Genomic DNA, 22,224 nt, shown 5'->3' on the forward strand with positions numbered 1-22,224 from the left:
ATTTTTATACGCTTTTTGACAACATTTTTCTGTGGGTATGGATCGACATCACGATACCAAACCCGGCCATCAACACGATCAGTGCCGAGCCTCCGTAACTCACCAGCGGCAGCGGTACGCCTACCACCGGCAGAATACCACTCACCATACCAATATTTACGAAGACATAAACGAATAAAATCAGCATCAACCCGCCGGCCATGACGCGACCAAAAGTGGTTTGTGCGCGTGCTGCAATCCACAATCCCCGCATGATCAGCAGTACGTACAGCGCCAGCAATATTAAGATACCAACCAGCCCCAGCTCTTCCGCCAGTACGGCAAAGATAAAGTCGGTGTGGCGTTCCGGTAAAAATTCCAGCTGCGACTGCGTGCCGTGCAGCCAGCCTTTACCGCGCAGGCCGCCGGAGCCAATCGCAATCTTGGACTGAATAATATGATAGCCCGCGCCCAGCGGATCGGTTTCCGGATCGAGCAGCATCATGACGCGCTGGCGCTGGTAATCATGCATCAGGAAGAACCAGAGGATAGGAATGAACGCTGCAATCAGCACCACCGCGATGCCAATCAGGCGCCAGCTCAGTCCCGACAGGAAAAGGACAAACAGGCCGGAAAGGGCGATAAGAATTGAGGTGCCAAGGTCAGGCTGCGCCGCAACCAGCAGCGTCGGCAGGAAAATCAGCACCAGCGCGATGGCGGTGTTTTTCAGCGACGGCGGACAGACGTCGCGGTTGATAAAGCGTGCCACCATCAATGGAACGGCGATTTTGGCAATTTCCGAGGGCTGGAAGCGGACAACGCCCAGATCCAGCCAGCGCTGCGCCCCTTTTGAAATGGCGCCAAACGCATCTACCGCAACCAGCAAAATAATACAGAAGATGTAGAGATAGGGCGCCCAGCCTTCGTAGACGCGCGGCGGGATTTGCGCCATCACCACCATGATGATCAGACCCATGGCGATCTGGCCGATTTTGCGCTCCATCATGCCGATGTCCTGGCCGCTGGCGCTCCAGATAACCAGGGCGCTGTACACCAGCAGAGCCAGCAGGATCAGCAGCATGGCTGGGTCGATGTGGATTTTATCCCACAGCGATTTTTTATTTGGATTATCCGTCATGATTATTGGTCCTCCGCCGCAGCGGCGGCCGGGTTTTCAGCCGGCAGTTCGGTGTTGTTATCACCCAGCATAATGTGGTCAAGGATCTGGCGCATGATGGTACCTACTGCTGGCCCGGCACCGCCGTTCTCCAGAATCATCGCCACCGCGACCTGCGGGTTATCATAAGGGGCAAACGCCGTCATCAGCTTATGGTCACGAAGACGTTCAGCAATGCGGTGCGCGTTATAGGTTTCGTTGGCTTTCAGACCAAATACCTGCGCAGTACCGGATTTCGCGGCCACTTTGTACGGCGTACCGGTGAAGTACTTATGCGCGGTACCGTTCGGGCGGTTTGCCACGCCGTACATACCGTCTTTCGCAATTTCCCAGAAGCCGGAATGGATGTCACCCACTGGCGCCTCGTGCGGCTGATTCCACGGCACTTTTTTGCCGTCTTCAACCGTACTCTGTAGCAGATGGGGCACTTTTACCACGCCGTCATTGATGAGGATCATCATGGCTTTGTTCATCTGAATCGGCGTCGCTGTCCAGTAACCCTGGCCGATACCCACCGGAATAGTGTCACCCTGATACCACGGTTTTTTAAAGCGCTTCAGCTTCCATTCACGCGTTGGCATGTTGCCAGAACGTTCTTCTGAAAGGTCCACGCCGGTGTAATGCCCGTAGCCGAATTTGCTCATCCACTCTGACAGGCGGTCGATACCCATGTCATACGCCACCTGATAGAAGAAGGTATCCGCAGATTCTTCCAGTGATTTGGTGACGTTCAGATGACCGTGACCCCATTTTTTCCAGTCACGATAGCGCTTATCTGAACCCGGCAGCTGCCACCAGCCCGGGTCAAACAGGCTGGTATTACGGTTGATGACGCCGGCACTCAGCGCAGAGACCGCCACGTACGGTTTAACCGTGGATGCCGGCGGGTAAACCCCTTGCGTCGCGCGGTTGACCAGCGGCGTGTTCGGGTCATTCAGCAGACCGGAATAGTCTTTACTCGAAATCCCATCAACAAAGAGGTTCGGGTCATAGCTAGGCATGGAGACCATTGCCAGGATACCGCCGGTACGAGGATCGGTGACCACAACGGCTGCACGGCTACCCGCCAGCAGGGTTTCGATATACTGCTGAAGTTTGAGGTCGAGCGTCAGATAGACGTCATGCCCCGCCTGAGGCGGCACTTCTTTTAGCTGACGGATCACGCGTCCACGGTTGTTAACCTCAACCTCTTCATAGCCGGTTTGCCCGTGCAGAACGTCTTCGTAGTAACGTTCGATCCCCAGCTTACCGATATCGTGCGTAGCAGCATAGTTGGCCAGCTTGCCATCTTTATCAAGGCGGTCGACGTCTTTGTCGTTAATCTTGGAAACGTAGCCAATCACATGCGTCAGCGCGGAGCCGTAGGGATAGTAGCGACGCTTATATCCCTTCACTTCCACGCCGGGGAAACGGTACTGATTCACCGCAAAGCGGGCCACCTGGACTTCCGTCAAATTGGTTTTAACCGGAATCGAGGTGAAGCGGTGAGAGCGGGCGCGCTCCTTTTTGAAGGCCGCGATATCGTCATCGTTAAGGTCTACAACGCTTTTCAGCGCTTCCAGCGTATCCTGAACATTATCGACTTTTTCCGGCATCATCTCGATTTGATAGATGGTGCGGTTCAACGCCAGCGGGGTGCCGTTACGATCGTAAATAATGCCGCGGCTGGGTGCGATAGGCACCAGCTTAATACGGTTTTCGTTTGAACGCGTCTGGTAGTCGGTAAAGCGGACAATTTGCAGATTATAGAGGTTGGCGATCAGCACGCCGGTAAGCAGCAAAATCCCGGTAAAGGCGACCAGCGCCCGGCGCACAAACAGCGCGGACTCAGCCGTATAGTCGCGAAAAGAATTCTGTAGTTTCATCCGCTGCTTAATCTACCCTGGTCAGTCATTACTCGCGGTGATAGGGGTGGTTGGTAGTAATGCTCCACGCGCGATACAGGCTTTCTGCCACCAGTACCCGAACGAGCGGGTGGGGAAGCGTCAGCGCGGAGAGGGACCAACTTTGTTCAGCCGCCGCTTTGCAGGCAGGGGATAACCCTTCTGGTCCGCCAATCAACAGACTGACGTCACGACCATCCTGCTTCCAGCGCTCCAGTTCTTGCGCCAGCTGCGGCGTATCCCAGGGTTTACCTGGAATATCGAGGGTGACGATGCGGTTTTTGCCAGCGGCAGCCAGCATCAGTTCGCCCTCTTTATCGAGAATACGTTTGATATCAGCGTTCTTGCCGCGCTTCCCGGCGGGAATTTCCACCAGCTCGAACGGCATGTCTTTTGGAAAACGACGCAGATATTCAGTAAAACCGGTTTGTACCCAGTCCGGCATTTTGGTGCCGACGGCGACCAGCTGTAACTTCACGCATTAACCCCAGAGTTTTTCCAGCTCATACAGGCGACGGCTCTCGTCCTGCATGACGTGGACAATCACATCGCCGAGGTCGACTACCACCCAGTCAGCCGTCGCTTCACCTTCAACACCCAGCGGCAACAGCCCTGCTGCACGCGATTCCTGAACCACGTGATCGGCAATTGAAACAACATGACGCGTCGATGTACCGGTGCAGATGATCATGCAGTCGGTAATACTGGATTTACCCTTAACGTCGATAGCGATGATGTCCTGACCTTTCAGGTCATCAATTTTGTCAATAACAAAATCCTGGAGTGCTTTACCCTGCAAGTTTTCCCCCTGGGGTGAATGAGATTGTAAAACTTTGAATTCGTAGCCAGACAGTATACCTGAACTCACGCCTGCGTCGGGACAAATGTCTCCGGCCGGGCTTTTGAAGGCGGGTATCATCCCACCCTCCGCCTGAGATTGCATTGCCATTTTTGTAAAACAATTTCTGTAAAGCAATGATCGGCGGGAAAGTCTGGCAGCGGAGAATAACAGTATGGCTTACCCTGTCAAGGCGGGATAAACAATAAGCCGCTTTTTATGCTCTCCGGCTATTCATCTGCGCTTTTCTGATACAAACCGTGCGCATGGATATAGGCCAGCACCGGGGTCGGCAGCAGATCGTCACACGCTAAACCCTGCTGTAGACGCTCGCGAATGAGGGTTGCAGAGATATCAAACCACGGCGTTTCCGCCAGATAGATCTTCCCGGCAGGCTGGTTGTGAAGATCTTCAACATTATCGGTGAGGTGGTCTTCCAGCCACTGCTGGTACTGCTCTTCGCGCATGGTCAGCGGATAGCCGGGACGGCGGCAGACGAGCAGGTGGCTGTTCTCCAGGATGGTTTCATACTGATGCCACGTAGGGAAATTCAGCAGAGAATCCTGGCCGATGATAAAGGCAAGCGGCTGGTCTGGCCCTTGTTCGGCGCGCCACTCCTGAAGCGTCTGAGACGTCCAGGAGGGCGTGTCGCGACGCAGCTCACGCTCGTCAAGTCGGAATAGCGGTTTATCTGCGATGGCAAGGGCAAGCATCTCTTTTCGCTGCTCGCTGGTCGCCTCGGGCTGTGGACGATGGGGCGGGACATTGTTGGGCATGATGGTGACGCGCTGAAGGCCGATCAGATTCGCCAGAATTTCAACCGGCTTCAGATGCCCGTAATGTACCGGGTCGAAGGTGCCGCCATATAAGGCCTGTAAAGAATGCATGCTATCCATCAATAAAAACGTCTGCCAGCGCCTTGTGGCAGAGCAGGAGAGAAAGACTTTCCAGCTCCGCCCAGACCGACTGGCCATAATCTTGTTTTAACGTGAGCTCAGCGCGCATCAGAAGCTGAACTGCCTGACGAAGCTGTTCATGACTCAGGCGGTTGACGGCTTCGGTGATCAAAGCCCGGCGATTTTGCCACACGCGGTGTTTATCAAACAGCGAACGCAGCGGCGTATGGGCCGACTGACGCTTGAGCGTAATCAGCAGCAATAATTCGCGCTGCAGCGTACGCAGCAGAATAACCGGTTCGCTCCCTTCGAGACGCAGCTGTTGCAAAATATGCAGGGCGCGTTTGCTTTTCGCCGACAGCAGCGCGTCCACCCAGTGGAACGGCGTGAAGTGTGCCGCGTCGTTAACGGCCTGCTCGACGCGCGGCAAGGTCAGCTTGCCATCTGGCCAGAGCAGGGAGAGTCTGTCCAGCGCCTGCGCCAGGGCCAGCAGGTTACCTTCATAGCAGTAGCAGAGCAGTTGGTTCGCCGCATCATCCAGCTGAAGGTTGTTCTGCTTCGCTCTCGCTGCCACCCATTTGGGCAGATGCGCCTGTTCAGGCGTCTGACAGGTGACCTGCACCGCGTGGGCTGCGAGTTGGGTGAACCACGCCGCATTTTCCTGCGCTTTGGTGAGCTTGTTGCCGCGCACAATCAGCAGCAGATCGCTGTGAAGCAGGCTGACCAGCGTGGCCAGCTGTTCATTGATGGCCGCGTTAGGGCCGTTTTCCGGCAGCAGGATCTGAATAGTCTGGCGCGACGCAAAAAGGCTCATCGCCTGACAGAGTGAGAAGAGGGCATTCCAGTCGGTGTTGTTATCCAGCTGGACGGTGTGGTGTTCATCGAAGCCCTGAGAGGCGGCTTCATGCCGCACGGCATCCAGGCTTTCCTGAAGCAATAACGGATCGTTTCCAAGAAGCAGATACGCCGCGCGCAGCCCTTCTTTGAGCTGCGCGCGGAGTTGTTCAGGATACAGCCTGATCATCATTTACCCAGAGAGTTAGCAGCAGGAAGCGTGCCAGCAACCGGTTTTACAACAATGTCAGAGCCTTGTCGGGTAGACGCTGCAATACCTGGCAGTTTACGGATCAGCTGTTCCGCCGCCTTGTCGTACATTTCGTTGATGATAATCTGCTGTTCGGCATCTTTTGCCAACGCCGTCTGCGGGTTATCGAAGAACGAACGGAACACTTTCGTGCTGATCGGATAGATGTCTTTACCCGGGATCAGGACCGCTGCGTTGACCGTCAGCACCATCTGATATTCAGCTGTACGACCGTCCTGGAAGATGGAGGCCGTATCTCTCGACAGACCTCCTCCGATGATACGCAGAGACGGTACATCCTGGCGCAGCGTTTGTTTCTCAACAAGCTCAACGCCGTTCAGACGCAGCTGATTACGAACTGCCCGGCTGAGTGGACCATTCGGATCCGATGAGTCGAAAATCATCGTTTTCATCTCAGCAGGCACCGCCGTGGTATTGCGCAGGTGCCAGCCACAGCCGGCGGTGACAAGCACCGCCAGTGATAAGAGTATTGTTGCCAGTTGTCGCACGTTTCCTCCCGCGCTTAGCCAACGACCAGATTGAGCAGTTTACCCGGTACGTAGATCACTTTACGTACGGTAACGCCCTCAAGATATTTTGCGACCAGAGGTTCCTGGCCCGCGCGCTCGCGAACCTGTTCTTCGGTTGCATCGACCGCCACGGTAATTTTACCGCGGACTTTGCCGTTTACCTGGACCACAACCAGCGTCGTGTTTTCCACCATCGCGGCTTCGTCAGCCTGCGGCCACGGCGCGTTGTCAATATCGCCTTCGCCTTTCAGCTCCTGCCACAGGGTGAAGCTGACGTGCGGAGTGAACGGGTTCAGCATGCGAACGACGGCCAGCAGCGCTTCACGCATTAAGGCACGATCCTGCTCACCGTCCTGCGGGGCTTTCGCCAGCTTGTTCATCAGTTCCATAATAGCCGCAATTGCGGTATTGAAGGTCTGACGACGACCAATATCATCGGTCACTTTCGCAATCGTTTTATGAACATCGCGACGCAGCGCCTGCTGATCTTCAGTCAGTGCGGTGGCGTTCAGCGCCGGGGCATCGCCCAGTGCAGTGTGTTCGTAAACCAGTTTCCAGACGCGTTTCAGGAAGCGGTTCGCCCCTTCCACGCCGGACTCCTGCCATTCCAGGGTCATGTCGGCCGGAGAGGCAAACATCATGAACAGACGCACGGTGTCCGCACCGTAACGCTCAACCATCACCTGCGGATCGATGCCGTTGTTTTTCGACTTGGACATCTTGCTCATGCCGGTGTAGACCAGTTCATGACCTTCGGCGTCTTTTGCCTTAACGATACGGCCTTTCTCGTCGCGCTCGACGATCGCATCAACCGGAGAAACCCAGTTACGCTCGCCGTTAGCACCGACGTAATAGAACGCATCTGCCAGTACCATGCCCTGACACAGCAGCTGTTTTGCTGGTTCGTCAGAGTTCACCATGCCTGCATCGCGCATCAGTTTGTGGAAGAAGCGGAAGTAGAGCAGGTGCATGATGGCGTGTTCGATGCCGCCGATATAGATATCAACCGGCAGCCAGTAGTTTGCCGCATCGGAATCGAGCATACCGTCCTGATACTGCGGGCAGGTGTAGCGCGCATAGTACCAGGATGACTCCATAAAGGTGTCAAAGGTGTCGGTTTCACGCAGCGCAGGCTGACCGTTGACGGTGGTTTTTGCCCACTCAGGATCGGCTTTGATCGGGCTGGTGATACCGTCCATGACCACGTCTTCCGGCAGGATCACCGGGAGCTGATCTTCCGGCGTTGGCATCACGGTGCCATCTTCCAGCGTCACCATTGGGATTGGCGCGCCCCAGTAACGCTGACGGGACACGCCCCAGTCGCGCAGACGGAAGTTAACTTTACGCTCGCCCACGCCCAGAGAGGCCAGCTTATCGGCGATGGCGTTGAAGCCCTCTTCGAAGCTCAGGCCGCTGAATTCACCGGAGTTGAACAGGGTGCCTTTTTCGGTCAGCGCTTGTTCGGACAGGTCGGGTTCAGAACCATCTGCGGCCAGAATAACGGCTTTAATCGGCAGGCTGTATTTGGTGGCAAACTCGTAGTCGCGCTGATCGTGTCCCGGAACGGCCATTACCGCGCCTGTACCGTACTCCATCAGCACGAAGTTCGCTGCCCAGACAGGAATCGCTTCGCCAGTCAGCGGATGCTTCGCATAGAAGCCTGTCGCGACGCCTTTTTTCTCCATCGTCGCCATGTCGGCTTCGGCCACTTTGGTGTTGCGGCACTCGTCGATGAAGGTGGCCAGCTCCGGGTTGTTCTCTGCCGCTTTCTGCGCCAGCGGGTGACCTGCGGCCACGGCCAGGTAGGTCGCGCCCATGAAGGTGTCCGGACGGGTGGTGTAGACAGTCAGGGTCTGGTCGTAGTTCTCAACGTTGAAGGTAATCTCCACGCCTTCAGAACGGCCAATCCAGTTGCGCTGCATGGTCTTAACGGTATCTGGCCAGTGGTCGAGGTTATCCAGATCGTTCAGCAGCTCATCAGCGTAAGCGGTGATTTTGATAAACCACTGTGGGATCTCTTTACGCTCAACTTTGGTGTCACAGCGCCAGCAGCAGCCGTCGATAACCTGTTCGTTCGCGAGAACGGTCTGGTCGTTCGGACACCAGTTAACGGCAGAGGTCTTCTTATAAACCAGGCCTTTTTTATACAGCTCGGTGAAGAACTTCTGCTCCCAGCGATAGTATTCCGGGGTACAGGTTGCCAGCTCGCGGCTCCAGTCATAGCCAAAGCCCAGCATCTTGAGCTGGTTTTTCATGTACGCGATATTGTCGTACGTCCACGGCGCCGGTGCGGTGTTGTTTTTGACCGCCGCGCCTTCCGCAGGCAGACCGAACGCATCCCAGCCGATAGGCTGCAGAACGTTTTTGCCCAGCATGCGCTGGTAGCGTGCAATCACATCGCCGATGGTGTAGTTACGCACATGGCCCATGTGTAGTCGACCAGAAGGATAGGGAAGCATCGACAGGCAGTAATACTTCTCTTTGCTCTCGTCTTCGGTTACTTCAAAGGTGCGCTTCTCGTCCCAGTGTTGCTGGACTTTTGATTCTATCTCTTCCGGGCGGTATTGCTCTTGCATGGCAGCCAGTGGTCCTGTTTTCAATACAGCTACAAATGTAGCCAATGGATGTGGTAATTCAGATCCGCATAGCATAGCCCAAACGCCAGCGTCAAAACAGCCTTTCGCACAAATGCGCTTTGCAGGAATTTACCGGGTCTGTGCTTCACCTGACAAAGCGGCGATGAAATAAGGTCTATTATTAGAAATAGTTACTTACCCGGGAGGCAAAATGATGAACAAGGTTGCTCAATTTTACCGCGAACTGGTGGCGACACTGACGGAACGGCTGCGTAACGGCGAGCGAGATATCGACGCGCTGGTGGAGCAAGCGCGTGCCCGCGTGACGCAAACGGGTGAGTTAACGCGAACCGAAGTGGAAGAGGTGACGCGCGCCGTGCGTCGCGATCTGGAAGAGTTCGCGCGCAGCTACCAGGAGAGCCAGGAGGAGGTCACGGACAGCGTTTTTATGCGGGTGATTAAAGAGAGCCTGTGGCAAGAGCTGGCCGACATCACGGATAAAACGCAGCTGGAGTGGCGCGAGGTCTTTCAGGATTTGAACCATCACGGTGTGTATCACAGTGGTGAGGTGGTCGGCTTGGGAAATCTGGTATGTGAGAATTGCCACCATCATTTTGCGGTATATACGCCGGATGTCCTGCCGCTGTGTCCGAAATGCGGCCACGATCAGTTCCAGCGTCGGCCGTTTGAGCCCTAAATAAAAGCAAAACTCTCTGCTCCCTCTCCCCGTGGGAGAGGGCGGGGGTGAGGGCATCAGGCCACAAAAGGTAAAAGCAAAACGGCAACCCCGTTGCCGTTTTTAGTGTTTGCTCCCTCTCCCCGTGGGAGAGGGTTGGGGTGAGGGCATCAGGCCGCACAATAGTAAGCCAGTCTCTCCGCCAGCAAATCCACAAACGCCTCGCGGTCGATGTCCACCATCACCGTGGTATTAGGTTTATTCCCCGTCAGCGAGTAGTAATCTACCACCGTCATTCCCTGGGTGTATTTTCCCTGCGTCTCAACACCAACCCATCTGTCCACCGTGGTGAACATCTCCGGCTTCAGTAGCCAGGCAATGGTGCACGGGTCGTGCAGCGGCGCGCCGTGGAAGCCCCATTTCTCTGCTTTGTGATACTCCATAAAGAAGTCGAGCAGCTCGGCTACGGTTGTCGCGACCGTATTACCCACGGAGCGGAATCGCTCAATATCGTCCGCCGTAATCTGCGCGCGGTGGGTAACGTCCAGTCCCGCCATTACAATCGGTAAGCCGGACTGGAAGACGATTTCCGCGGCTTCCGGGTCGACAAAGATGTTGAACTCCGCCGCAGGCGTCCAGTTCCCCAGCCCCATGGCCCCGCCCATAATCACAATTCGGGCAATTTTATTATGCAGCTCAGGATGGCTGTTCAGCAGCAGCGCAACGTTGGTTTGCGGTCCGGTTGCCACCAGCGTTACCGGTTCTGCACTCTCACGTAGAACCTTCGCCATCAGCTCCACGGCGGTACAGTTTTGCGGCGTGAAACCCGGCTCCGGCAGTGCCGGACCGTCCAGCCCGCTTTCACCATGAACGTTGTCGGCAATAATCAGCTCGCGTATCAGCGGCTTCACGGCCCCGCCGGCGACAGGAATGTCGGTGCGTTTGAGCAGCGTGAGCATGCGCAGCACGTTGCGCAGGGTTTTGTCCGGCGTCTGGTTTCCGGCGGATGAGGTGACGGCTTTTACCTCGAGTTCAGGGGAGGCAAGAGCGAGGACGAGCGCGATCGCGTCGTCATGACCCGGATCGCAGTCGAGAATAATAGGCTGTGCCATAGCGTTCTCCATACGTAGCGTTATTTTGTGACAAGGTTAACGCTGCAATGTGACGCCGACGAGAGGAACTGAGTGAAAGCGTGAAGCGGTGCGCAATCCGCAGATTGCGCACCGGGAAGATTAGTGCAGGATTTTCGCGAGGAAATCTTTCGCACGCTCTGATTTCGGGTTAGCGAAGAACTCTTCTTTCGGTGAGTCTTCGACAATTTTCCCTTCGTCCATAAAGATTACGCGGTTGGCCACTTTACGGGCAAAGCCCATTTCGTGGGTCACCACCATCATGGTCATCCCTTCGTGCGCCAGCTCGACCATTACGTCCAGCACTTCATTGATCATCTCTGGATCGAGCGCCGACGTTGGCTCATCAAACAGCATTGCCACCGGATCCATGCACAGCGCGCGGGCGATCGCCACACGCTGCTGTTGGCCGCCAGAAAGCTGTGCCGGGAACTTATCGGCATGCGCCGAAAGCCCAACGCGTTCCAGGAGCTTCAGACCTTTCTCGCGCGACGCTTTTTTATCACGCTTAAGCACTTTTACCTGCGCCAGCGTCAGGTTCTCAATAATGGAGAGGTGAGGGAACAGCTCAAAATGCTGGAACACCATGCCAACGTGAGAGCGAAGCTGGGCGAGGTTGGTTTTCTTATCGTTGACTTTGGTGCCGTTGACAACGATCTCACCCTGCTGCACCGGCTCCAGTCCGTTGACGGTTTTAATCAGCGTCGATTTACCGGAGCCGGACGGCCCGCATACCACCACCACGTCGCCTTTTTTGACTTCGGTGGAGCAGTCGGTCAGCACCTGAAAGTGCCCATACCATTTAGAAACATTTTTCAGGGAAATCATTATACCGTCCTTTTCTTCAGCCAGCTGACCAACAGCGACGCGCTTAAACTAATCACAAAATAGACCGCACCCGCAAAGAGCACCATCTCGACCTGCGTACCATCACGTTCACCGATGGTTGACGCGGTACGGAAGAAGTCTGCCAGACTCAGAACGTAGACCAGCGAGGTATCCTGGAACAGCACGATGCCTTGGGTCAGCAGGAGCGGAACCATGGCGCGAAACGCCTGCGGCAGAATAATGAGCTGCATGGACTGCCAGTGCGTCATCCCCAGCGCCAGCGCGGCGCTGGATTGCCCGCGGGAGATACTCTGAATGCCCGCTCGGATAATCTCCGAATAGTAAGCGGCCTCGAACATTGAGAACGCCACCATGGCGGAGATCAGACGGATATCGGTTTTCGGCGACAGCCCCAGCACGTTCTGCAGGAAGCCGGGCACAATCAGGTAAAACCACAGCAGCACCATCACCAGCGGGATGGAGCGGAACACGTTAACGTAGGCGGTCGCAAACCAGGCGAGCGGCTTAAAGCTCGACAGGCGCATGACGGCCAGCAGGGTGCCCCAGACGATACCAATGATGATGGCAATAACGGTGATTTTTAAGGTAATCACCAGGCCATCAAGCAGGTAAGGCATGGATGGAACGATAGAACTCCAGTCAAATTCGTACATTATTTGCCCCCCAGATTACCCGGCAGGCGGATTTTGCGTTCAACCAGGTTCATCACCAGCATGATGAAAGCGTTAATCAGAACATACGCGAGCGTGATCGCGGTGAAGGATTCCCACGCGTGAGCGGAGTAATCCAGCAGCTTGCCCGCCTGCGCAGCCATATCCACGAGGCCGATAGTCGAGGCGATGGCCGAGTTTTTCACCAGGTTCATCATCTCGGAGGTCATCGGTGGAACGATAACGCGGTAGGCGTTAGGCAGCAGCACGTAGCGGTAGGTTTGGGGCAGCGTCAGGCCCATCGCCAGGCCAGCGTTTTTTTGTCCGCGCGGCAATGACTGAATGGCGGCACGCACCTGCTCGCAAACGCGCGCAGCGGTAAACAGCCCCAGACACATCATGGAGGAGACAAAGAACTGCACGTTCGGATCCAGCTCCGACTTGAACCACATGCCAATATTTTCCGGCAGCAGTTCCGGGATGACCAGATACCAGGTAAAGAATTGCACGATCAGCGGAACGTTACGGAACAGTTCCACATACAGGGTGCCAAGCGTTGAAAGAAAACGGTTAGGGACGGTGCGCAGAATACCGAACAGAGAACCGACAAGAAACGCGATAATCCACGCCGTTATCGATAGTGCCACGGTGACCTGAAAGCCGCTCCACAGCCAGCCAAGATAGGTGGTGTTGCCGAACGGGGCTTGTTGCAGGAATATGCCCCAGTTCCAGTCTATTGACATAATAAACTCCAGAAAAAAAAGGGTAGCAGCGCTACCCTCGAAGATTGGTGAGAAGCTCATTTTTCGCGCTGAGTGGGGAACGACCACTCAACGTATAGTCTGTCCATGCTTCCCGACAATCGAGAGGGCAGGAGATCCCGCCCCTGTTGTTCTAATTAGTTAAGAGCCTTGTCATTTGGAGATTTGAACAGCGCTTTCATGTCGTCAGACAGTTCAAAATTCATGTTCAGGTTTTTTGGTGGAATCGGGTTCTTGAACCATTTGTCGAACCATTTTTCCGCTTCGCCGGAGGTCTGCACCTGAGCGATGGTGTCATCGATCAGCTTTTTGAACTGCGGATCGTCTTTACGCAGCATACAGCCGTAGGCTTCTTTGGACTGCGCGGTACCGACGATATCCCAGTTGTCTGGTTTCTTCGCTTTCGCACGTTCGCCCGCCAGCAGGGCGTCATCCATCATAAACGCGACGGCACGACCGCTTTCCAGGGTACGGAAGGAGTCGCCATGGTCTTTCGCGCTGATGATGCGCATATCCATTTTCTTCTCGTCGTTCAGCTTGTGCAGCAGCACTTCTGACGTGGTACCGGAGGTCACAACAACCGCTTTGCCTTTCAGGTCAGCGAAGTCTTTGATCTCGCCGCCTTTCTTCGTCAGCAGACGAGTGCCCACGACAAAGATGGTGTCAGAGAAGGCAGCCTGTTTCTGACGCTCGAGGTTGTTGGTGGTGGAGCCACACTCGAAGTCAAAGGTGCCGTTTTGCAGCAGTGGAATACGGTTCTGTGAAGTGATTGGGATCAGCTTCACCTGCAGGTCAGGTTTGTTCAGCTTTTTCTTCACAGCTTCAACGATGGCGTTGGAGTAATCCTGTGAATAGCCCACGACTTTTTGCGTGTTGTCGTAGTAAGAGAACGGGACAGAAGATTCACGGTGGCCGACCACGATGACGCCGTTTTTGGCAATCTTGTCGAGAGTGCTGCCTGCTGCAGGCGCATCTTCAGCGTGAACCACGCCTGCAGACATTCCCATAACCAGCATTGCTGTGGCCAGTTTACGTAATTGCATACCCAACTCCTTTTTTATCAGCGCCAGCGACGCATTGATACCCATTGTGATGTTGTTATATCTCGCGCAATGCGAGTGCAGTGTTATGCAAGCTTGTTAACATTTAGTCTGGCTTAATGTAAAGATTTTGCTGCGTTATTGTTTATTTTTGCGAAGCGCGCCGCACCAATCAGAGGCAAATATCTCCCGTTGCACCGTTTCGGTGCTACCGATGATCTACGCTGGTGCGACAAAGTTGCACGTTAAGCCAAACTGCGTTTACCTGAATAAACAAAGCAATAGGCGTGCCAGAATGGGAGTCTGGAGAAAATTGTCGGGTGGCGGCTACGCCACCCGGCAACAGGAGGGAAGGTTATTTCCGACGCTGACGCAGGCTCATCAGCACCGCGCCAAAGCCGAACAGCACGGTCAGTATCCACAGCGGCCAGTTGCCGGTGCGCGCGTATGGCGTCAGCCCGGTGGTTGGCGTGACTTTAGTGGTCAGTACCTCACGGGTAAACTGCGGGATCATCGCCTGAATTTCACCCTGCGGACCAATCACAGCCGTGATGCCGTTGTTGGTACTGCGCAGCAGCGGACGCGCCAGCTCCAGAGAGCGCATACGTGCCATCTGGAAGTGCTGCCACGGGCCGATTGACTTACCAAACCAGGCGTCGTTGGAGATGGTCAGCAGATAGTCAGTATCCGGGCGGAAGTTATCGCGTACCTGCTCGCCGAGAATGATTTCGTAGCAGATGGCCGCCGTCAGGGCCAGGCCGTGCGCGTGCAGCTGAGGCTGTACGTACGGGCCGCGGCTGAAAGAGGACATCGGCAGGTCAAAGAACGGGGCCAGCGGGCGCAGAATCGACTCCAGCGGGACAAATTCACCAAACGGCACCAGGTGGTTCTTGTTGTACCGGTCAGTGGAGTGGTAGCTGTACTCGCTATCTTTCCCGAGCGTAATGATGCTGTTGTAGGTGTCGTAGCGGTTCTGCTGATTCAGACGCGCATCGACAATCCCGGTGATCAGCGTGCTGCCGCGCGCCAGCAGCAGGTCGTTCATCATGTTGAGGAACGGCTGCTGGTTAATTTCCAGATCGGGGATCGCAGATTCCGGCCAGATAATCAGCTGGGATTTACCCATCACCTCTTCGGTGGCGTTGGCGTAGATCTTCAGCGTATTCAGCAGCTCTTTCTCATCCCACTTCATAGACTGCGGAATATTCCCCTGCACCATGGACACCTGCAGGGTGCGCTCTGGCTCGGGCGTGAACCACTGGATATAGCGCAGCGGGAAGGGCAGGGCAAACAGCACCAGCGCCACAGCCAGCGGCTTCCAGCAGCGCTGGACCAGCGCCAGGACCAGCAGACCGCTCACCACCATCAGCAGGAAGTTGATGGCCTCAACGCCCATTACCGGCGCCAGCCCTTTCAGCGGGCCGTCAATCTGGCTGTAGCCGAACTGCAGCCACGGGAAGCCCGTCAGCACCCAGCCGCGCAGGAACTCGGTTATCTGCCAGACCACCGGCGCGGCAATGGCGACGCGCAGCCAGGTGGTTTTTGGCCACAGGCGAGAAAGGATGCCGGCGAACAGACCGGTATAGAGCGAGAGATACGCGGCGAGCAATACCACCAGGAAGACGTTAACCGGGCCAGGCATACCGCCAAACTGGGCGATGCTGACATAGACCCAGTTGATGCCTGAGCCAAACAGCCCCAGTCCCCAGAAGTAACCGATAGCCGCAGCCTGTACCGGACGACGATTCAGGGTCAGGCCCTGAAGCCCCATCAGGGAGAGAATGGCGGCGGGCCAGATATCGTAAGGAGAAAAAGCCAGCGTACCGCTGGCTCCGAGTAACAGCGCCAGCAGCAAACGGATGCGCTGGCGTTCAAGCAGTGGGGCAAATGCCATTTACATTAATCTTCCAGTTTTGGCACCGGTGAGTCGTCCGGCGTTCTGACGTGAACCTGTATAATACGTCGGCTGTCGGCCATTGCCACTTTGAACTGGTAACCGTCAATGTCAACGGTCTCACCGCGCGCCGGGAGGTGGCCAAAGGCCTGCATCACCAGCCCGCCAATGGTATCGACCTCTTCATCGCTGAAGTGGGTACCGAAGGCGTCGTTAAAGTCCTCAATAGAGGCCAGCGCGCGCACGGTCCAGGTGTGGCGGCTAAGCTGCCGGAAGTCGATATCTTCTTCTTCGTCGTACTCGTCTTCGATTTCGCCCACGATCAGCTCAAGAATATCCTCGATCGTGACCAGACCGGAAACGCCACCAAACTCATCAATAACAATCGCCATGTGGTAACGCTGAGAGCGAAACTCTTTCAGCATCCGATCCACACGTTTACTTTCCGGCACAACCACGGCCTGGCGTAACACTTTTTCCATGCTGAAGGCTTCGGCATCGCTGCGCATAAACGGCAGCAGATCTTTGGCCATCAAAATCCCTTCGATGTGATCTTTGTCTTCGCTGATGACCGGGAAACGCGAGTGGGCGGATTCGATGATCACATCGAGGCACTCGTCCAGGGTCTGGTTACGTTTCAGGGTGATCATCTGCGAGCGGGGGATCATGATATCGCGAACGCGCTGGTCGGCGATGTCCATAACCCCTTCGAGCATTTCGCGCGTATCTTCGTCGATAAGGTCGTTCTGCCCGGAATCACGAATCAGCTCCAGCAGTTCATCACGGTTTTTGGGTTCGCCGTGGAAAAGCTGGTTCAGAATGAGGGAGAAAAATCCCTTTTTACTGGTTGTCGTGTCGCTACTGTGTGAATTGTCGTCGCTCATGGCGTTTGTTAAGGGTTCTCTTGTTAGTTCAACGTTTACCGCCACGCGATATCCTTTCGTGGCGGCATGTGAGTCCGTCAGATGACGGACTATTCTTTCTCGGCAATGTACGGATCCTCATAGCCCAGAGCAAGCATTATCTCTGTCTCGAGGGACTCCATCTCTTCCGCTTCGTCATCTTCAATGTGATCGTAGCCGAGCAGGTGCAGGCTGCCGTGTACCACCATATGCGCCCAGTGGGCCTCAAGCGGTTTTTGCTGCTCTTTGGCTTCCTGCTCAACCACCTGACGGCAGATGATCAGATCGCCCAGCAGCGGCATCTCAATGCCCGGCGGCGCTTCGAACGGGAATGAGAGCACGTTGGTCGGCTTATCTTTCCCGCGATAGGTCAGGTTAAGCTCATGGCTTTCCGCTTCATCAACCAGGCGAATCGTCACTTCTGATTCTTCCTGGAACTGAGGAATAACGGCATCCAGCCATTTCTGAAACTGTGCCTCATCTGGCATGCCGGAATTGTCTTCACAGGCCAGCTGTAAATCGAGGATCACCTGACTCATTTCTGTTCTTGCTCCTGCGCTTCGCGCTTACGTTCTGCGGCCAGTTCGGCCTTACGCTTCTGATCCGCCTCTTCCCAGGCTTCATAGGCGTTAACGATACGCGCGACCACCGGGTGGCGTACCACGTCTTCACTGTGGAAGAAGTTAAAGCTGATTTCGTCGACCTCGGCCAGCACCTCAATGGCGTGGCGCAGGCCGGATTTGGTGCTGCGCGGCAGGTCGATCTGGGTGACGTCACCGGTAATGACCGCTTTCGAGTTAAAGCCGATACGCGTCAGGAACATCTTCATCTGTTCGATGGTGGTGTTCTGGCTCTCATCGAGAATGATGAACGCATCGTTCAGCGTACGACCGCGCATGTAGGCGAGAGGGGCCACTTCGATAACGTTACGCTCAATGAGCTTCTCAACCTTCTCAAAGCCGAGCATCTCGAACAGCGCATCGTATAACGGGCGCAGATACGGGTCGACCTTCTGGCTCAGATCGCCCGGCAGGAAGCCCAGCTTTTCACCCGCTTCAACGGCCGGACGGGTCAGCAGAATACGACGGATCTCCTGGCGTTCCAGCGCATCTACCGCAGCGGCAACGGCCAGATAGGTTTTACCCGTCCCCGCCGGCCCCACCCCGAAGGTGATGTCGTGGTCGAGGATATTGGCGATGTACTGCGCCTGGTTTGGCGTACGCGGCTTAATAACGCCACGTTTGGTCTTGATGTTAATGGCCTTGCCGTAGTCCGGCACGCTTTCCGCGCTCTGCTCAAGCACGCGCGCCTCTTTAATGGCGAGGTGAATTTGTTCCGGTTCGATATCCTGAATTTCGCCGCGCATGGGTGATGTATCCACATACAGGCTACGCAGAATGTCCGCAGCGGCGTTGACGCAGATAGGGCGTCCGGTAAGTTTGAAATGATTATCGCGACGATTGATTTCGATACCCAGACGTCGCTCCAGTTGTTTGATGTTGTCATCAAACGGCCCGCACAGGCTCAGCAGGCGAGCGTTGTCTGCTGGCTCAAGGCTAATTTCACGCGTATCTATATTCAAACTGTTCCTCTTTAATTGGTTAACTGACCCATTGCGATAGGACGTAATAAAACGGTCATTACCGAAATTATTCACGCCACAGAATAAAGGCGCAAGCGTTGCGGAAGATATTGGGGACGATGAGAGGAAATACAAGGCCTGCCGGAAAGGCAGGCCAGGAGGATTAAGGCTGGTAAATCCCCACGCCAGAATCGTTTTCTTTACGGGTACGAGAGATCACGGATTCCGGTGACTCGGCAATACGCAGGCCCATTTCGTCCTCGGTGCGTACCAGCTTCGCGCGCAGCGAGTTGGTCAGCACTTCGACAATCTCGACGTCCACGAATTTACCGATCATATCCGGGGTGCCTTCAAAGTTCACCACGCGGTTGTTTTCGGTACGACCGGAGAGTTCCATAATGCTCTTGCGGGAGGTGCCTTCCACCAGAATGCGCTGAACGGTGCCAAGCATACGGCGGCTCCACGCGTTGGCCTGCTGGTTAATACGCTCCTGCAGAATATACAGACGCTGCTTTTTCTCTTCTTCCGGCACATCGTCAACCATATCGGCCGCAGGTGTTCCAGGACGCGCAGAGAAGATGAAGCTGTAGCTGACGTCAAAATTCACTTCACCGATGAGCTTCATGGTGCGCTCGAAGTCATCAGCGGTTTCGCCAGGGAAGCCGACGATAAAGTCGGAGCTGATCTGGATATCCGGACGCGCTTCACGCAGCTTGCGAATGGTGGACTTGTACTCCAGCACCGTATGCGGGCGGCCCATCAGGTTCAACACGCGGTCAGATCCACACTGAATCGGCAGGTGCAGGAAGCTCACCAGCTCTGGCGTATCGCGATACACGTCAATGATGTCGTCGGTAAACTCCATCGGATGGCTGGTGGTAAAGCGAATGCGGTCGATACCGTCAATCGCGGCCACCAGACGCAGCAGTTCGGCAAAGCTGCCGGTGGTGCCGTCGTAGTTTTCCCCGCGCCAGGCGTTCACGTTCTGGCCCAGCAGGTTCACTTCGCGAACGCCCTGTGCGGCAAGCTGCGCAATTTCAAACAGAATATCGTCTGCCGGACGGCTGACTTCTTCACCACGGGTGTAAGGCACCACGCAGTAAGTGCAATATTTGTTGCAGCCTTCCATGATGGAGACGAAGGCGGTCGGGCCATCGGCGCGCGGCTCCGGCAGACGGTCAAACTTTTCGATTTCCGGGAAGCTGACGTCAACGACCGGGCTACGGTTGCCGCGAACCTGATTGATCATCTCCGGCAGGCGGTGCAGGGTCTGAGGGCCAAAGACGATATCCACATACGGGGCTCTCTGGCGGATCAGCTTACCTTCCTGCGATGCGACGCAGCCACCCACCCCGATGATCAGATCCGGATTTTTTCGTTTGAGTAGCTTCCAGCGGCCTAACACGTGAAAGACTTTTTCCTGCGCTTTTTCACGAATCGAACAGGTGTTCAGCAGCAGCACGTCCGCTTCTTTCGCATTTTCAGTCAGCTGGTATCCGTGGGTTGAATCCAGCAGATCGGCCATCTTGGATGAATCGTATTCGTTCATCTGACAGCCCCAGGTTTTTATATGGAGTTTTTTAGTCATCGACTTGCTCAGCTCAGGATTGCAAGCCGCGTATTGTAATGCTTTGGTGGGGTTGTGACCAGTATGAAGGTTATGTGTCTCAGGACCGCAAAAATCCGGTAAACTTAAGGGATTCTCCAATAAGGAAAATTGACCATGACACTCCTACACACCGAAGTTGCCGTTGTCGGCGGCGGTATGGTCGGCGGCGCGCTGGCGCTGGGGCTGGCGCAGCAGGGATTTGAGGTAACGGTAATTGAACAGGCTGCTCCGCCTGCATTCGATCCCGCGAGCAAACCGGATGTGCGCATATCCGCGATCAGCGCGGCGTCCGTCGATCTGCTGCGCGGGCTGGGCGTCTGGGAGGCGGTGCTGGCGATGCGCGCCCATCCTTACAGCCGTCTTGAAACCTGGGAGTGGGAAAATGCCCACGTCGCGTTTGATGCCGCTGAGCTGAAGCTGCCGCGCCTGGGTTATATGGTGGAAAACAATGTGCTCCAGCAGGCGCTCTGGCTGGCGCTGGAGGCGCATCCGAAGGTGACGCTGCGCGTTCCGGCGTCGATTAAGGCACTGCATCCTCACGAGAGCGGGTATTTGCTGACGCTCGACAGCGGCGATGAACTGGCCGTGAAGCTCGTCGTCGGAGCGGACGGCGCTAACTCGCAGGTCAGACAGATGGCGGGAATTGGCGTTCATGCCTGGCAGTATGAGCAGTCCTGCATGCTGATTACCGTCGAGTGCGAGCATGCGCCGGGTGAAAGCACGTGGCAGCACTTTACGCCGAATGGCCCGCATGCCTTTTTACCGCTGTTTGATAACTGGGCATCGCTGGTCTGGTACGACAAACCGGCACGCATTCGCCAGCTGCAGGGGCTTACAATGGAACAATTGCAGCGGGAAATCCGCCTGCATTTCCCGAGCCGTCTGGGCAACGTGACGCCGGTCGCTGCAGGTGCATTTCCGCTCACGCGCCGCCATGCTTTGCAGTATGCCCGTGAAGGGCTGGCGCTGGTGGGCGATGCGGCACACACCATTCATCCGCTGGCCGGGCAGGGCGTGAACCTGGGGTACCGTGATGTCGATGCGTTACTGGATGTGCTGAGCAGCGCCCGCGGGCACGCGGAAAACTGGGCCAGCCATCAGATCCTGAAGCGTTACCAGACGCGACGCATGGCGGATAACTTTATTATGCAGTCGGGGATGGATCTGTTTTATGCCGGGTTCAGCAATGACTTAGCCCCGGTGCGCATTCTGCGTAATATTGGATTGATGGCAGCGGAACGTGCCGGTGGTCTGAAGCGTCAGGCGCTGAAATACGCGCTGGGACTCTAATCTTTTCCCTCTCTCCCAGTGGGAGAGGGTCTGGGTGAGGGCATCAGGCCGCACCATTCTGAACAACAAAAACAAAAAAGCCCGCAGAGCGGGCTTTTTTGTTACTTAAGTGGCTGGGGTGCAGGGATTCGAACCCCGGAATGCTGGTATCAGAAACCAGAGCCTTACCGCTTGGCGACACCCCAATTGCGTTAAACAAACTGCTTAACGACTTTTTAAATTGGCTGGGGTACGAGGATTCGAACCTCGGAATGCCGGAATCAGAATCCGGTGCCTTACCGCTTGGCGATACCCCAACAATTTGTCTTGATTACCGAAAAATCGACAATCTTAATTTGGTGGCTACGACGGGATTCGAACCTGTGACCCCATCATTATGAGTGATGTGCTCTAACCAACTGAGCTACGTAGCCAGTACTGCAATCTTCGATGGCTGGGGTACCTGGATTCGAACCAGGGAATGCCGGTATCAAAAACCGGTGCCTTACCGCTTGGCGATACCCCAATACCGCGGAGAACCGCAAAATCGAAGAAATATGGCTGGGGTACCTGGATTCGAACCAGGGAATGCCGGTATCAAAAACCGGTGCCTTACCGCTTGGCGATACCCCATCCGTGCAACGCTTACCCGGGAATGGTGCGGGAGGCGAGACTTGAACTCGCACACCTTGCGGCGCCAGAACCTAAATCTGGTGCGTCTACCAATTTCGCCACTCCCGCAAAAAAGATGGTGGCTACGACGGGATTCGAACCTGTGACCCCATCATTATGAGTGATGTGCTCTAACCAACTGAGCTACGTAGCCATCTTTTTTCGCGTTACCTTATCGGCGTTGCGGGGCGCATTATGCGTATAGACCCTTGCAGCGTCAACACCTT

General features: G+C 55.5%; 20 protein-coding genes and 7 tRNA genes. 2 read left to right on the forward strand and 25 right to left on the reverse strand.

All coding sequences use genetic code 11. The annotated features are described in order from the left end of the window. Positions 1-4: 4 nt before the first annotated feature. From mrdB to leuS, 8 genes are all read right to left on the reverse strand, one after another. On the reverse strand, positions 5-1,117 hold the full coding sequence (gene mrdB / locus USF70_RS01820; RefSeq protein WP_023310746.1) for a peptidoglycan glycosyltransferase MrdB: 1,113 nt from the start codon (positions 1,115-1,117) through the stop codon (positions 5-7). 2 nt (positions 1,118-1,119) lie between these two features. Further along, entirely contained in the window at positions 1,120-3,021 is a 1,902-nt protein-coding gene (mrdA, locus tag USF70_RS01825; protein WP_047061344.1) for a peptidoglycan DD-transpeptidase MrdA, read from the reverse strand. Between the two features lie 28 nt (positions 3,022-3,049). Then, positions 3,050-3,517, reverse strand: a complete 468-nt coding sequence (gene rlmH / locus USF70_RS01830) for a 23S rRNA (pseudouridine(1915)-N(3))-methyltransferase RlmH (protein WP_023310748.1) — start codon at positions 3,515-3,517, stop codon at positions 3,050-3,052. A gap of 3 nt (positions 3,518-3,520) precedes the next feature. Beyond that, positions 3,521-3,838, reverse strand: a complete 318-nt coding sequence (gene rsfS, locus USF70_RS01835; RefSeq protein WP_023334893.1) for a ribosome silencing factor — start codon at positions 3,836-3,838, stop codon at positions 3,521-3,523. Between the two features lie 269 nt (positions 3,839-4,107). Further along, positions 4,108-4,773, reverse strand: coding sequence for a nicotinate-nucleotide adenylyltransferase (gene nadD / locus USF70_RS01840; RefSeq protein WP_029740134.1), 666 nt, complete (start codon positions 4,771-4,773; stop codon positions 4,108-4,110). Beyond that, a complete protein-coding gene (holA, locus tag USF70_RS01845) occupies positions 4,766-5,797 on the reverse strand; it encodes a DNA polymerase III subunit delta (protein ID WP_064673642.1) in 1,032 nt (343 codons plus the stop codon). The genes nadD and holA overlap by 8 nt, the downstream gene beginning before the upstream one ends. Beyond that, positions 5,797-6,366 carry an LPS assembly lipoprotein LptE gene (gene lptE, locus USF70_RS01850; RefSeq protein WP_320735225.1) on the reverse strand — a complete coding sequence of 190 codons (570 nt, stop codon included), beginning with the start codon at positions 6,364-6,366 and terminating at the stop codon, positions 5,797-5,799. Before lptE ends, holA begins: the two co-directional genes overlap by 1 nt. 14 nt (positions 6,367-6,380) lie before the next feature. Then, positions 6,381-8,963 carry a leucine--tRNA ligase gene (gene leuS, locus USF70_RS01855; protein WP_221702644.1) on the reverse strand — a complete coding sequence of 861 codons (2,583 nt, stop codon included), beginning with the start codon at positions 8,961-8,963 and terminating at the stop codon, positions 6,381-6,383. 214 nt (positions 8,964-9,177) lie between these two features. Here leuS and USF70_RS01860 point away from each other — a divergent pair, with 214 nt between their 5' ends. Beyond that, positions 9,178-9,660 (forward strand): zinc ribbon-containing protein, encoded by a 483-nt coding sequence (locus USF70_RS01860; RefSeq protein ID WP_048980791.1) that lies wholly within the window; start codon positions 9,178-9,180, stop codon positions 9,658-9,660. Between the two features lie 149 nt (positions 9,661-9,809). On the opposite strand, the gene rihA is transcribed toward USF70_RS01860, so the two are convergent. From rihA to miaB, 10 genes are all read right to left on the reverse strand, one after another. Continuing rightward, entirely contained in the window at positions 9,810-10,751 is a 942-nt protein-coding gene (gene rihA / locus USF70_RS01865; RefSeq protein WP_232938429.1) for a pyrimidine-specific ribonucleoside hydrolase RihA, read from the reverse strand. Positions 10,752-10,871: 120 nt separating this feature from the next. Then, complete coding sequence (locus USF70_RS01870) at positions 10,872-11,597, reverse strand: amino acid ABC transporter ATP-binding protein (protein ID WP_014883001.1); 726 nt, start codon at positions 11,595-11,597, stop codon at positions 10,872-10,874. Continuing rightward, on the reverse strand, positions 11,597-12,271 hold the full coding sequence (gene gltK, locus USF70_RS01875; RefSeq protein WP_014883002.1) for a glutamate/aspartate ABC transporter permease GltK: 675 nt from the start codon (positions 12,269-12,271) through the stop codon (positions 11,597-11,599). Before gltK ends, USF70_RS01870 begins: the two co-directional genes overlap by 1 nt. Then, positions 12,271-13,011, reverse strand: a complete 741-nt coding sequence (locus USF70_RS01880) for an amino acid ABC transporter permease (RefSeq protein ID WP_023310756.1) — start codon at positions 13,009-13,011, stop codon at positions 12,271-12,273. Before USF70_RS01880 ends, gltK begins: the two co-directional genes overlap by 1 nt. 155 nt (positions 13,012-13,166) lie before the next feature. Further along, positions 13,167-14,072: an amino acid ABC transporter substrate-binding protein gene (locus tag USF70_RS01885; protein ID WP_008501049.1), complete on the reverse strand. Its 906-nt coding sequence runs from the start codon at positions 14,070-14,072 to the stop codon at positions 13,167-13,169. A gap of 352 nt (positions 14,073-14,424) precedes the next feature. Next, positions 14,425-15,963: an apolipoprotein N-acyltransferase gene (gene lnt, locus USF70_RS01890; RefSeq protein WP_087822183.1), complete on the reverse strand. Its 1,539-nt coding sequence runs from the start codon at positions 15,961-15,963 to the stop codon at positions 14,425-14,427. 5 nt (positions 15,964-15,968) lie between these two features. Continuing rightward, positions 15,969-16,847, reverse strand: coding sequence for a CNNM family magnesium/cobalt transport protein CorC (corC, locus tag USF70_RS01895; protein WP_021242574.1), 879 nt, complete (start codon positions 16,845-16,847; stop codon positions 15,969-15,971). An 89-nt stretch (positions 16,848-16,936) separates the two neighbouring features. Next, a complete protein-coding gene (gene ybeY, locus USF70_RS01900) occupies positions 16,937-17,404 on the reverse strand; it encodes an rRNA maturation RNase YbeY (protein WP_008501052.1) in 468 nt (155 codons plus the stop codon). Beyond that, positions 17,401-18,447, reverse strand: a complete 1,047-nt coding sequence (locus USF70_RS01905) for a PhoH family protein (RefSeq protein WP_008501053.1) — start codon at positions 18,445-18,447, stop codon at positions 17,401-17,403. Before USF70_RS01905 ends, ybeY begins: the two co-directional genes overlap by 4 nt. A gap of 163 nt (positions 18,448-18,610) precedes the next feature. Beyond that, positions 18,611-20,035, reverse strand: a complete 1,425-nt coding sequence (gene miaB / locus USF70_RS01910; protein ID WP_033144935.1) for a tRNA (N6-isopentenyl adenosine(37)-C2)-methylthiotransferase MiaB — start codon at positions 20,033-20,035, stop codon at positions 18,611-18,613. A 135-nt stretch (positions 20,036-20,170) separates the two neighbouring features. On the opposite strand from miaB, the gene ubiF reads away from it, so the two are divergent. Beyond that, a complete protein-coding gene (gene ubiF, locus USF70_RS01915) occupies positions 20,171-21,346 on the forward strand; it encodes a 3-demethoxyubiquinol 3-hydroxylase (protein WP_048977179.1) in 1,176 nt (391 codons plus the stop codon). A gap of 110 nt (positions 21,347-21,456) precedes the next feature. On the opposite strand, the gene USF70_RS01920 is transcribed toward ubiF, so the two are convergent. From USF70_RS01920 to USF70_RS01950, 7 genes are all read right to left on the reverse strand, one after another. Beyond that, a tRNA-Gln gene (locus USF70_RS01920) sits at positions 21,457-21,531 on the reverse strand. 36 nt (positions 21,532-21,567) lie between these two features. After that, a tRNA-Gln gene (locus tag USF70_RS01925) sits at positions 21,568-21,642 on the reverse strand. A 40-nt stretch (positions 21,643-21,682) separates the two neighbouring features. After that, a tRNA-Met gene (locus tag USF70_RS01930) sits at positions 21,683-21,759 on the reverse strand. Between the two features lie 17 nt (positions 21,760-21,776). After that, positions 21,777-21,851, reverse strand: a tRNA-Gln gene (locus USF70_RS01935). A 32-nt stretch (positions 21,852-21,883) separates the two neighbouring features. Then, positions 21,884-21,958 (reverse strand) — tRNA-Gln (locus USF70_RS01940). A 23-nt stretch (positions 21,959-21,981) separates the two neighbouring features. Then, positions 21,982-22,066 (reverse strand) — tRNA-Leu (locus tag USF70_RS01945). Between the two features lie 8 nt (positions 22,067-22,074). Next, positions 22,075-22,151: transfer RNA gene (locus USF70_RS01950), tRNA-Met, on the reverse strand. Between the last annotated feature and the right edge of the window lie 73 nt (positions 22,152-22,224).

Source organism: Enterobacter sp. 237C8, assembly GCF_034106865.1.
GTDB lineage: Bacteria > Pseudomonadota > Gammaproteobacteria > Enterobacterales > Enterobacteriaceae > Enterobacter > Enterobacter asburiae_B.